This window comes from Bradyrhizobium sp. (assembly GCF_047605465.1).
Lineage (GTDB): Bacteria > Pseudomonadota > Alphaproteobacteria > Rhizobiales > Xanthobacteraceae > Bradyrhizobium.
The window spans coordinates 168,489-180,616 of sequence record NZ_JASGFS010000003.1 but is presented as its reverse complement, the minus strand read 5'-3'; the positions used below and the strand labels follow the sequence as shown (position 1 = coordinate 180,616).

The window sequence follows — 12,128 nt, the reverse complement described above, 5'->3', positions numbered from 1 at the left end:
TCCTATGCTCGATTCATGGTGAAATTGATGTACCACACCTCCAAACGCTTAGCCGCAATTACCATTTGTGTGTCGATGGGGATTTGCTCGCAGGATTCGAGGGCGCAACAGCAATTATTTCCTGCACGTACAATTTCTTTGGTCGCTCCGTTTTCTCCGGGTTCATCAGCCGACATCTTGGCGCGACGCCTTGGTGACGGGCTGAAGCGCGAACTCGCCGCACCAGCAGTCATCGTCGAAAACGTCGGAGGTGCTGGCGGAATCCTCGGAGCCATGAAGGTAAAAAATGCTGAGCCTGACGGATACACGCTCCTCATCGCTTCGCAGGGAATTGTGGTAATTAACCCCCTGCTCCGAAAAGACCTCGGATATGCGTCCGATGACTTTGTCCCACTTGTGAATCTTGTGAGTTTTCCCAACGTTTTGCTGGTTCGACCTTCGCTCGGCGTGAAGAGTGTTGCCGATCTAGTCAAACTTGCGAAATCAAAGGCCACTGCGGGACAGCCCCTGAGCTACGGAAATGGAGGCATCGGCACGTCGTCTGACCTTGCAGCGAAGCTCTTCAGTCGCGAAGCCGAGGTGGAACTAACCTCTGTGCCCTATAAGTCTGTCGCGGACACAACGACGGACTTGTTGGCCGGACGGCTAGATATCGTCTTTGGAATTGTTGGGATCTTCGAACAATACGTCAAGGACGGCAGTCTAGTACCGCTCGCCATGACATCGGTCCAGCGATCGCCCTTATTGCCCGACGTTCCAACAATGGCGGAGGCAGGTTATCCGCAGGCCGAGATGAATGTGTGGATGGGTCTTTTTGCACCTAAGGGAACCCCCCCATCTGTACTGGGCTTGGTCGAAAAAGCGGCTATCGCTGCGATCAGACGCCCCGACATATTTCAACAGTACCAGACAGAAGGCGTCGAAATTTCGGGAGCAGGAAGCGCAAGCTTCGTCAATTTTATCGAGAACGATCTTAAACAATGGATTCCCATTGTTTCCAAGCTTTCGGCCGCTCCGAACTGACAGTCGTTCGGCACGAAGCGCTTCCATTCAATTGATTTCGCGTTGATTATCAGGCTGGATGCGGCCAATGCCGTGGTCGAGGACTACCTTCTTATGCCGACTCTAACCTGGCGAAGACAGGGACGGCAGAACCCTCATTTGGAACCGCGCGTTCGGTGAATTTCGATGTGACACTTCTGCCATCCTGATAAGGGCGCTCCAACAGCGATTGGAAGGGATGGGACGGCTCACTCTCGATAGCGGTGGCATTGTCGATTCTACCAGCCAGTCGGCCCCGTCGTCCCGTACCGCTAAAGCTGTGCCACGCTTGCAGAAAAAGCGTTATCGATGGAATAGGCGTGTCCAACTCGCCGGCCGACTATCGCGCGATCCATCACTTGCAGCTAGCACACTTCGACGGAGCAACACTCGCTCCTATGGGCCCTCCTACGCCTTTCGCCGACGAACGTCCTCATCATCACCGCCTGAAACAAATAGCACCGCCTCTGGGAAGACAGGTCGGAGCAACGTTCCATAATCGACTTTCCGCGAACGTGCAAAAAAGGCTGTTAGTCCGCTGTGAATGAGGTCAACACCGCACCAGGTCGTCAAGAAATTGCCTCAAACCAATTGCGCGCTGGATCACCTCCACTTTATGGCAGTAAATCATGCCCCTCCCCGCCTGGATTCCAGATCTCCTGAAGCCCGTACTTGAAGAGATAAAGAGCGCAGCTTGTGTCAGCCGGCACAGGTTTATCTTTGATCGCCTCTTGAATGATTCCCGGATGCGACCGGTCTATCAGGAGTTCGTTCGACGCGACCGAAAGACAGGTCGCTTTCTCAATGCGGCCAGGGCGAGACCTGATCAGTCGGACGACGAAGCACAAATTGCCGCCGTTCGAGAAATCATCCAGCTAGCGATCAGTGCCGCAAGCGACCGCATTTCAGTGTCAAAACTTTCCGAAATTGAAGCAGCCAAGCTGAATTGGCGTAGTCATGCTACCTTGCTTCGGACGATTGCACGCGACATCACTCTAGCAATAGAGTTCGGAAGTCTCGGATTTGATGATCCGGTATCGCGCGACATAGCTCGACCGGACGTCGACGCCCTAAATAGAGTTGCAAACTGGTTCGATCAACTCGCGACCACCGCACGTCAGCACGGCGATCCACTTGTCGTAGACAGACATCGCGGCAACCCGACAGTCCGCGGCGTTCAAACCCTGATAGGGCTCGCGCTTGAAGAGCGATTTGGCGAGGCACTCAACGGAACGGCTGCAACGATAACCAGTGTGGCACTAGACGCTCGGACAACGCCACGATCGTCGCGGTCCGCCTTAACGAAGAAAACTACAAAGAAAAAGCAGACTGGTCTGGCGTCCAAAAGTCATTAGGCTTTGTCAACAGCTTCACTGAAGATAGGTGAAAGCTGGAGATGTAGCCGATGAATTCGCCTGTCCAGTTCCTCACCAGCGGTCCAAATACTACTAATCGATTTGCGCTTGTTAGCGTATCCGAGCTGCGGCCGGCTCCGCAAAACGCCCGGAAGCATAGCTTAAGTCAGCTCAGAAAGCTCGCGGAGAGCATCAAGACGTTCGGCTTCAATGCGCCCGTACTCGCCGACAGGGATAACAATATTTTGGCGGGCCATGGGCGCGTGCTGGCCGCCCAGATGCTTGGGTTGTCGCAAGTTCCAGTGATCTCTCTGGATCACCTGTCCGAGCAACAGGCCAGAGCCTATATGTTGGCCGACAATAAGTTGACCGACCTATCCGACTGGGACGACAAAAAGCTCGCAGTTCAACTTAAAGATTTGTCTGAAATGGCCCTCGACTTCGAAATCGAGGCTATTGGGTTCGATCCACCGGAGATCGACTTCCGCATCCAGTCGCTGGAAGAGCCCACTCCCGGTGACGACGTCGACGGCTTTTCGGTCGCCTTGCCTGATCCGGTCTCGGCCGTGGGAGATATCTGGCAGCTCGGCGAGCACAGACTTTACTGCGGCAGCGCTCTAGATTCGGCGGCCTACAGCAAACTACTACATGGTGAGTTAGCGGCAGCTGCCTTTACCGATCCCCCCTACAATGTCCGCATCGACGGACACGTGAGCGGCAAAGGAGCCGTACAGCATCGGGAATTCCCGATGGCGACCGGCGAGATGTCGAACAGCGAATTTCGAAGCTTTCTCACATCGGCTATGGCGGCGATCAATCGGTATACGGCGGCAGGGGCCCTCATCTATTGCTGTATGGACTGGCGTCACATGACTGAGATGCTCGATGCCGGTCGATCATCGGGCAGTGAGCTTCTAAACCTGTGTGTCTGGGTGAAGACCAACGGTGGCATGGGCTCGCTCTACCGGTCACGCCACGAACTGGTGTTCTTGTTCAAGAACGGATCGGCATCGCATCAAAATAATGTTCAGCTCGGAAGATTCGGCCGAAACCGCACAAACGTCTGGAACTACGCAGGTGCCAATTCATTCGGCCGCAAAGGGTTCGGCCGTGGCATCGAACTACACCCGACAGTTAAGCCTGTTTTGATGGTCGCCGACGCGATCTTGGATTGTACCAAGCGCCATGAGATCGTCCTCGATCCATTTTTCGGGAGCGGAACAACTCTACTCGCGGCGGAGCGAACCGGCCGGCGCTGCTACGGCATCGAGCTCGATCCCATCTACGTAGACACAGCGATCGAGCGCTGGCAGCGAATGACGGGACGCAAAGCGGCAAGTCCGCTTGGCGAAACCTACGATTTCATCAAGGCGAAACGGCGCCCCACCAATGAGTAGTCCGTCAGACAAATCTAAGGTCGGATACGGCCGCCCCCCTCTTCGTACGAGATGGAAAAAGGGCCAAAGTGGCAATCCTCGCAAGAAGCTGCGGCAACCAAAGAGCGAGATTGAGCAACTTGATCGGCTCCTGCTGTCCTATGTGACGATCAGCCTCAACGGGGTGCCAACACGTGTCTCTGCTCTGGCAGCTATTATTTCGCAGCTGCAACGGAAAGAGCTCTCAGGCAACTGCAAGGCATCCCGCACGCTGTTGAAGTACCAGCGCCTCGCCAAGGAGCACGATGATCGGCCCCGGCACATTGAGCTGAGATTTACGGGCGACGATGCCCGCGACGCTGGGGGCAACGGTACTGGGGGGAACGGCCATGACTGACGATACTGTCGGGTACGGCCGCCCGCCCAAGCAGTTTCAATTCAAACCTGGTCGTTCTGGCAATCCCAAAGGGCGGCCAAAGCGCCCGCCGACTGCTCTGTCTGACGCCATCAACACAGCTCTTAACGCCCCGATCCAATATAGCGAAAATGGACTCACGCGAACGACAACTCGTTCAGAACTGAGGCTGAAGGTGATCGTAGATAGAGCGGTCAAGGGAGACATTGATGCAGCGGATCTAGTTCTCAAACTCCGCGCTGAGGCACTCCGAGCCGGCCCTTCGCGTGGCGAGTTCATCGAAATCGACGGCTGGCTCCAGGACTATCCAGGTCAGACCGCCGAGCAAAAGACGAGAGATGTGGCCGCCACCTCGGCTATTGACCCGGCGCGGCCAAAAGATTCCCGCTAGCCTTCGATCCAAGATGTCCAGATCACAAGTACGCTCCCCCTCTTCATCGAAGTCGCGGCTATCACTCCCCCGGCTCCACGCCGGACAAGAAGCCGCACATTTGGCGCTCCAAGAGCATCGCTTCAAGGCGCTTCGTTGCGGTCGACGCTTTGGTAAAACCGATTTTGCCAAGCTCTGGATTACAGATGGCATCCTTCGTGGCTGGGAGTGCGCCTGGTTCTCACCCCAGCATCGGACTTGGGCTGAGGTCTTTTCTGAGTTAACGAACGGTCTAGATCCAATCATCGAGAGGGCCTCAAAGCAAAGCGCCGTCATTCGTTTTAAAACCGGCGCACGCCTCGATTTTTGGAGTTTGGAGAACCCGATCGCTGGCCGCGGCAGGCGATACCACCGCGTAGTCATTGACGAGGCCGCGTTTGCAAAAGACGGCGACAATAAAGTCGATGGCTCAATGATGAGCATCTTCGAAAAAGCAATCAAGCCGACCCTCTATGACTTCAACGGCGAGGCGCTCGTATGCTCAAATTCGGCCGGAAAAAATCCCGACAACTTCTTCTACAATATCTGCACCGACCCTCAATACGGCTTCGTCGAGTACCACGCCAGGACGGCGGACAATCCACTCTTACCCAAGATGCTTGCAAACGAAGACGTCGTTACTTGGACCGCAAGACGTGCCCGCTTGCTGCAGGAACTCGTCAGGGATAATGATCCACTGGTCTATGCTCAAGAGTATGAGGCCGAGTTCGTTGACTGGTCAGGCGTGGCTTTCTTCAGCAGGGATAAGCTTCTAGATGACGGCCAGCCCGTCGCATACCCCAGAAGATGCGACGCGGTGTACGCCGTCATTGATACCGCTTCAAAAACCGGCACCGAGCACGATGCAACAGCGGTAACGTACTTCGCGATTGACCGGCATGGACCCAATTCTCCACTTATAATCCTAGATTGGGATATCGCTCAGATTGAAGGCGCAACTCTGGAAACTTGGCTGCCATCGATCTTCGCCCGACTGGAGGGGCTCGCAAGGATTTGCGGGGCCCGGAACGGGCATCTGGGCGCATGGATCGAGGATAAGAACTCTGGTACGATACTGCTGCAGCAAGCTCAGCGACGCGGAATGGCGGCACAGTCCATCAATACAAAGCTGACAGCTATGGGAAAGGATGAGCGTGCCATATCAGTATCGGGTTACGTTCATCGAGGAGAGGTCAAATACTCCGACTACGCATTCAACAAGCTCTCACTCTACAAGCGCAAGTCGCGCAACCATCTGCTTGATCAAGTGGAGAGCTTTCGCATCGGCGACAAGGACAACGGCCGAGAGGACGACCTGCTAGATACGTTCTGCTACGGCATTTCGATCGGACTAGGAAATAGTGAAGGATTCTAGCAGAGCGGCGCTGTTTCCCACTTGGACTATTTTGTTTGAATAGCAAGTCGCCGCACCGCATCGAGCACTTCAACCCAGAGATCCTCCAGCGGCTTTCCGTCGATATCGCTGTCGGTGAAGCCCAGATTGTATAGAGGTGTTCGCTCGGCACCACCATACTTGATCTGGCAAATGCTCGGCAGGAACTTTGCGGGCGGGACGAGCGATCCGAAGTTTTTGACAAACGCCCGAAATGACTGAACCGGCGCCCCGTATGGAGGTACGGCACAACGCGCATCATCTGCCTGAGAAGTCGCACCAAATGTTGTGAGCCACGCCACTGCCCCTAAGGTCAATAAATTCTTCTGCATGATCATCTAATCTCCCGGCCGTTTTCGACCACGATGCATGGAATGTCGTTGTTTGCCCCAAGAGGTGTGGATATCGTGCAGATGCTCACGTGACCTACGATAACCGCAGGGCAACCGATCTGGTCCGAACCTGGCGTAGACTTGCACCTCAAAAGAGTCTTTCTGAATTCGCGAGACGCATGATCGGTCGCCAAGGGTATCCTGCTGATATTGCGCATGCCGGCCGGATTACTTCGCGCTTGAATAGCCTCGACTTGGCTCGGGAAGAGCCATTCAAGATTGCCGTCAGGCAGATAAGCTCCTCTCATTGAGATCCGAGCCTGCGAGGCCGCTAGGGTTAGGGCGTCGAGAGCGAACGTTTCAAATGTAGTGCGTCGATATCCGCGCATGGCATCTGTCTCTTGATCGAGAGCTTCCTGCGCTCTGGACGCCGCGGCAGCAACTACATTCCTGCGGCATTGCTGCCTCTTCAGTTCGATCTGCTCCAGAGCTCTCGGCTGGTTCTCTTCTTCCTGTTTGCGCCGGTGCAGGTCATTCAGCAGCAAAATTGGGTTGAGTATGGACGTCGGCGCAACCGGCGTAAGCTTGGAGGCTTCGGCCGTCTCTGCCTCAGCCTGGCGGTCGCATCTCACAAATCCTTCGGACTGCGCTGCATCCTGCTGATTGGCTTGCCGGTTGTCGCTACATCGTCCTGCCGACGGCGCAAGAGCTATTGCGAGCACCAAACAGATCAACAGCGGACCAGCTCCTTTGTTGGAGAAACATATCGCACTGCGCTTACTTCCTATTCGATTCCTATGACTGTTCATTTCGCAATCCCCCTCCTGCCAACTGGCTCGCAGGATAGCTCGCAATTCAGGAAATATCCAGTTTTGGGATAATCCTTTTTCGGGATCAAATTGCCTGCCGCCGAATCCTTGGCTTGGCGGTGCATGCAGAAGTCCCTTAAATCAGCAGATTATGCCCGGCTCATAGCGGCTCTTGTCGCAGCGCGGAAGGAGGCTGGTATTCGCCAACAGGCCTTAGCTGAGAAGCTTGGCAGGCCCCAGTCTTTCGTTGCTAAGTATGAGGGCGGCGAACGCCGCATTGACGTCATTGAATTCATCGAGATCGCTTCGGCTTTGGGCGCTGATCCGGTCAAGCTGTTTAGAGAGTTTGCCGCCGGTAAGCTGGTCAGGCCGACACGTGCCCGTAGCGCGGGCTAAGACCGCTCTCAGGAGGGCGGGAAGGCTACGCACGAGCAATAAGATTGCTCTGAATTTGCTCGACTTCTGAGGCCACCGGAGCGTCACTGTCCCCGATAATAGGAGACAATGAATGGGCAGACCAGTTTTCCACGATGCTGTCATCGCCTGCCTTAGCGAAATTCACGCCAGGCTATCTGAGGCGGCTCGGACCCCGAAGGCGGCACAAGCATGTGCAGATACCGGGAGCATTAGAGGCCGTCATAATCTCGATGGACATCGAGTAGCTGATCTATGAAGCCGGCAGGCTTCGCGATGCTGCTTCACTACTAAGCAGGCTCTCGCGCGACTGATAGATGCAATAACGGCGCTCTATCGCCTGGCCCTCAAGGCTGGGCTCACGTCAGTGGCAGTACCCGATGCTGTCGTTGCAGCGATGGAGAGCCAGATGGCAAGCAGCAAACCAAAGACCAAATCACAATCGTCACTGTCCCGAGCAAAACAATCAATCGCTAAGAAGAGGGCACTCATCAAAATCTCAGTGCCGGCCAAGAAGGCCGTCGCCCGGACCTTGGAGACGCCAGCTGGCTCGACGAAACAAGAGATCGTACTCGGCCTGTTGCGTCAACCCAAGGGCGTCACTATCGCCGCGATCATGACCTCGACGGACTGGCAACAGCATTCCGTGCGCGGATTCTTCGCCGGTGTTGTCAAGAAGAAGCTAAAGCTGAACCTTACGTCCGAGAAGGTGAACGGCACGCGAATATACCGGATCGCGAAACCGGGTGCCGCGTCGTGAAGGCAACGTTGATGACCACAAAAGCCGCTCCGGCCGTCGAGGCCGAGCTGGATCGGTTGCCGACGATGCCCATAGCTAAGCTACGGAAACGCTACTCCCAACTGTTCCGGGCTGAACCGCCAAAGGCCTTCGGCCCGGACCTTCTGCGCCGCAGCATTGCCCACAGAATTCAGGAGAAGGCCTATGGGGGCCTTCCCGCAGCAACCAAGAGACTACTCGACCAACTGGTAAGGGCCGCTTTAGCCAAACCCAACGGGCCTTTGGAGTTGCCTCGACGGATCAAACCAGGATCTGAGTTGGTCCGGACCTGGAATGGCAAGACCTATCGCGTCACCGTGACCTCTGATGGCTTCACTCACAACCATAAGACCTACACCAACCTCTCCGAAATCGCTCTCGCCATCACCGGCACGAAATGGAACGGCCCTCGCTTCTTCGGGCTGCGCTCTGTGGCGCATCAGGAGGCGACTGATGGCAAGTGACCCCAAGGCCACTCGGTGCGCGATCTACACCCGCAAGTCGACGGAGCACGGGCTGGAGCAGGAATTCAACTCACTGGATGCCCAACGAGAAGCTTGCGAGGCCTATATCAAAAGCCAGGCATTTCAGGGGTGGAAGGCTCTTCCCCAGCATTACGACGACCCTGCCTACTCCGGCGGAAATCTTGACCGGCCGGCGCTCAAGAGACTTCTGGCCGACATCGAGAGTGGCAAGGTCGACGTGGTCGTGGTTTACAAAATCGACCGCCTGACCCGTTCCCTAGCCGACTTCGCAAGGCTCGTCGAGACTTTCGATGCTCGAACCGTCTCGTTTGTCGCTGTCACCCAGCAGTTCAATACGACCACCTCGATGGGACGCCTGACCTTGAATGTCCTGCTTTCCTTTGCCCAATTCGAGCGCGAACTGTCAGCCGAGCGGGTGCGGGACAAAGTTGCGGCCAGTCGACGCAAGGGCAAGTGGACCGGCGGCACCGTCCCTCTCGGCTACGACGCTAAGGACAAGAAGCTCGCCCTCAACGAATCCGAGGCCAAAACGGTTCGAACGATCTTTGATCTTTACCTCGAGCTAGGATCCTTTGGTAAGCTTGTGGCGGAACTAGATCGGCGCAAGATTGTCACCAAACGTCGCGCGACCAAAGCGCCGAAGTATCAGGGCGGCATCCCTTTCACTTACGGTCCTCTCGCCTATTTTCTCAAAAACAGAATCTACGTTGGAGAGATCCACTACGGCGGCAAGTGGTTCAAGGGAGAGCATGAAGCGATCTTGGACCGCGCGACTTTCGATCATGTGCAGGACCTCCTGAAGTCGAATACCATCAAACGCAAGATCAAATTCTCCGCAAATTGCGCTCCGCTCCAGGGAAAGATCTTCGATGACAAAGGCAACAGGATGAGCCCAAGCTTTTCCAGCAAGAATGGCGTGCGCTACCGATTCTACATCAGCACGGCGCTTCGAGGACGCAAAAAAGATGCCGGGTCGGTCGCACGAATTTCGGCGCCGGAGGTCGAAGCAATCGTTGAGGCCGCGCTCAGTGAACGATTTCACGCGTCAAAAGATGAAATGCGCGACTACGTTGACAAAATTATCGTCTCAACCGGTTATCTCCGATTGACGTTAAAGCGTCTAAAAGGAAAGGGTAGCCTGATAAATATTCCTTGGAGTCCAAGGCCGAAAAGAGCCACGCAGATCTGGACGACGTCTTCAGACACAACCACCGACCAACGGGTTCTAAAATCCGCTATCCGAGCTCATGCTTGGCTTGACGATCTATCGAGCGGTCGCCACGAATCCGTTGAAGCTCTCGCGACCGTAGCGCATATCCACCCGAAGATCGTTCGGCAGGGATTGCGGCTCGCATTTCTGGCGCCGGAGCTGATGAAGGCGGTTCTAGAGCAACGAGCAACGTTTCAACTAAAGGAAATCGCGAAACTCCTGCCCTTGTCCTGGCGCCGGCAGGGCGAACTCTTCGACTGAACTCGATAATCGCGCGTTATGGAACTGACGATAAATTTTGGATAGTTCAATCCTGTCTGGCAGCACCATTCGTTGTCCTGCGACATCAAGGACTTACTGAGATCGTTGAGCTTTTCGCGCTGCGCCTGATACACACGGGTGCTACACGATGGTTTTGCGAATGGCCTGCCCTACTAAGCGCCGCGGTTCCGACAACTGGTACTACCGCAAGCGTATCCCTGCTGATGTTCAAACGATCTTGGCAAAGTTGCCGAAGGATCAACGTCCGCCAAACTGGTTCAAGGACCACGTCAGCATTTCGTTGAAGACAGCCGACCGAGCGGCTGCGAAGGCCAAGTGCCCCGAGATCGCCGCTGAGGTTGAGCGCACGATGGCTGCGCTCCGCGTCGGTCCCCAACCGCTCACCGATAAGCAGATCAGCGCTCTCTCCGGCGAGTTGTACAAAGCATTTGCGGAGGGCCTTGAAGACAGTCCCGCCCTCACCACTGAGCAATGGCTTCGCGTGGCAGAGCTAAATGAGCAAGCTCGCCGGGGTGAGTATGGTGCGGTCGCGCGATTGGGCGTCCATCGATCCCCGGGTGACCGTCGCCGCGCATCCATGGAAGAGCGGTTCGGCAAGATGGCCGACATTTTCCTCACCCGTCGCGGCATCGTCACCGATCTTGAGAGCCGCTGGAAGTTGATCGAATGGACCTCTCGCGATCTGTCAGAAGCAGCCCGGAAACTTTCTCGGAATGCAGATGGCGACTTCTCACCCGATGACTACGCCAAGCGCTTTCAGCCATTCGAGCGTGCACCGTCAAAGGCCACTGGCCGGTCCCTCAACGCCCTCGCCGTGGCGTGGCACAAGGCCGCGCTGGACCGTGGCGTTACAAAGCGCGATGCTGATCGCACGAAGCGACGCTTTGAGGTGTTGATCGAGTTCCTTGGGCACGATGACGCCAGCCGCGTGACGAAGCAAGACATCGTCCGCTGGAAGGACAAACGTCTAGCCGACAAGATCGCAGTCAAGTCGATCAACGACACCGACATCGCCTCGTTCAGCAACGTGTTCAACTGGGGCGTTGAGCGCGAATGGCTGACCTCAAACCCCACGGACGGAACACGGATCAAGTCGAAGCGAAAGAAGGCAGAGGTGCGGGAGAAATTCTTCCTACCCGACGAAGCTGCCGCGATACTGCAACACGCCGCCGCCATTGTTGGATCAAAGCGGGAGGACCCGAAGACCACCGCGGCAAAGCGATGGGTACCGTGGCTCTGTGCATACTCCGGCGCTCGCGTCGCTGAGATGATCCAGCTACGGAAGCAGGACGTTCGTAAGGACCCGGGTCATGGCTGGATCATTCGGCTGACACCGGAGGCAGGCAGCATCAAGAACAACAAATTCTGTGACGTGCCGGTGCATGAACACTTGATCGCGACCGGCTTCATCGATTTCGTCAACAGCGCCAAGGCGGGGCATCTGTTCTGTGATCCCGGCAAGGGCGGCTCCATCGAAGGTCCCGCTGAGGGCGTCTACAAACGCGTCTATGAAATGGTGCGCGAGCTTGTACCGAGAGAGATGCGCCAACCGAACCATGCTTGGCGGTACACCTTCAAATCCTACGGGCTGGAGGCGGGGATTGAGGCGTTGACGTTAGACGCCATTTCAAACCATGCCGCAAAGACCCAAGGCGAGATGTACACCAAGGTCACCCTGAAGACTCGTTCGAATGCCATGAGAAAGTTTCCTCGCTATGCTCTCGGCAAAGGCAACGGAGCCGTGGCCATGGAAGATGCGGCGGAATAGCCGGAGCGGCGCATCATAGCGCCCGCCGTCATTTCCCCTCGCAAATCATCTCACGTAGCGA

General features: G+C 55.9%; 13 protein-coding genes. 11 read left to right on the top strand and 2 right to left on the bottom strand.

The genetic code is table 11. The annotated features are described in order from the left end of the window. The first annotated feature begins 27 nt into the window (after positions 1-27). The 6 genes from QM712_RS04610 (at position 28) to QM712_RS04585 (ending at position 5,971) form a co-directional block, all read left to right on the top strand. Positions 28-1,023 (top strand): Bug family tripartite tricarboxylate transporter substrate binding protein, encoded by a 996-nt coding sequence (locus QM712_RS04610; protein WP_415021862.1) that lies wholly within the window; start codon positions 28-30, stop codon positions 1,021-1,023. A gap of 647 nt (positions 1,024-1,670) precedes the next feature. Then, on the top strand, positions 1,671-2,396 hold the full coding sequence (locus QM712_RS04605; RefSeq protein ID WP_415021861.1) for a hypothetical protein: 726 nt from the start codon (positions 1,671-1,673) through the stop codon (positions 2,394-2,396). Between the two features lie 50 nt (positions 2,397-2,446). Further along, positions 2,447-3,793, top strand: coding sequence for a site-specific DNA-methyltransferase (locus QM712_RS04600; RefSeq protein WP_415021860.1), 1,347 nt, complete (start codon positions 2,447-2,449; stop codon positions 3,791-3,793). Further along, complete coding sequence (locus QM712_RS04595; RefSeq protein ID WP_415021859.1) at positions 3,786-4,169, top strand: DUF5681 domain-containing protein; 384 nt, start codon at positions 3,786-3,788, stop codon at positions 4,167-4,169. The genes QM712_RS04600 and QM712_RS04595 overlap by 8 nt, the downstream gene beginning before the upstream one ends. Then, positions 4,162-4,578 (top strand): DUF5681 domain-containing protein, encoded by a 417-nt coding sequence (locus QM712_RS04590; protein ID WP_415021858.1) that lies wholly within the window; start codon positions 4,162-4,164, stop codon positions 4,576-4,578. Before QM712_RS04595 ends, QM712_RS04590 begins: the two co-directional genes overlap by 8 nt. 100 nt (positions 4,579-4,678) lie before the next feature. Beyond that, entirely contained in the window at positions 4,679-5,971 is a 1,293-nt protein-coding gene (locus QM712_RS04585; protein WP_415021857.1) for a hypothetical protein, read from the top strand. A 26-nt stretch (positions 5,972-5,997) separates the two neighbouring features. Here the strand turns inward: QM712_RS04585 and QM712_RS04580 are convergent, their stop codons facing one another. Further along, on the bottom strand, positions 5,998-6,327 hold the full coding sequence (locus QM712_RS04580) for a hypothetical protein (RefSeq protein WP_415021856.1): 330 nt from the start codon (positions 6,325-6,327) through the stop codon (positions 5,998-6,000). Then, positions 6,324-7,055, bottom strand: coding sequence for a hypothetical protein (locus tag QM712_RS04575; RefSeq protein WP_415021855.1), 732 nt, complete (start codon positions 7,053-7,055; stop codon positions 6,324-6,326). The genes QM712_RS04580 and QM712_RS04575 overlap by 4 nt, the downstream gene beginning before the upstream one ends. 198 nt (positions 7,056-7,253) lie before the next feature. Here QM712_RS04575 and QM712_RS04570 point away from each other — a divergent pair, with 198 nt between their 5' ends. From QM712_RS04570 to QM712_RS04550, 5 genes are all read left to right on the top strand, one after another. Continuing rightward, entirely contained in the window at positions 7,254-7,526 is a 273-nt protein-coding gene (locus QM712_RS04570) for a helix-turn-helix domain-containing protein (protein WP_415021854.1), read from the top strand. A 427-nt stretch (positions 7,527-7,953) separates the two neighbouring features. After that, positions 7,954-8,304: a DUF3489 domain-containing protein gene (locus QM712_RS04565; protein ID WP_415021853.1), complete on the top strand. Its 351-nt coding sequence runs from the start codon at positions 7,954-7,956 to the stop codon at positions 8,302-8,304. 11 nt (positions 8,305-8,315) lie between these two features. Then, complete coding sequence (locus QM712_RS04560) at positions 8,316-8,786, top strand: DUF2924 domain-containing protein (protein ID WP_415021852.1); 471 nt, start codon at positions 8,316-8,318, stop codon at positions 8,784-8,786. Continuing rightward, positions 8,776-10,278: a recombinase family protein gene (locus QM712_RS04555; RefSeq protein WP_415021851.1), complete on the top strand. Its 1,503-nt coding sequence runs from the start codon at positions 8,776-8,778 to the stop codon at positions 10,276-10,278. Before QM712_RS04560 ends, QM712_RS04555 begins: the two co-directional genes overlap by 11 nt. Before the next feature lie 160 nt (positions 10,279-10,438). Continuing rightward, positions 10,439-12,067: a DUF6538 domain-containing protein gene (locus tag QM712_RS04550; protein WP_415021850.1), complete on the top strand. Its 1,629-nt coding sequence runs from the start codon at positions 10,439-10,441 to the stop codon at positions 12,065-12,067. The last annotated feature ends 61 nt before the right edge of the window (positions 12,068-12,128 follow it).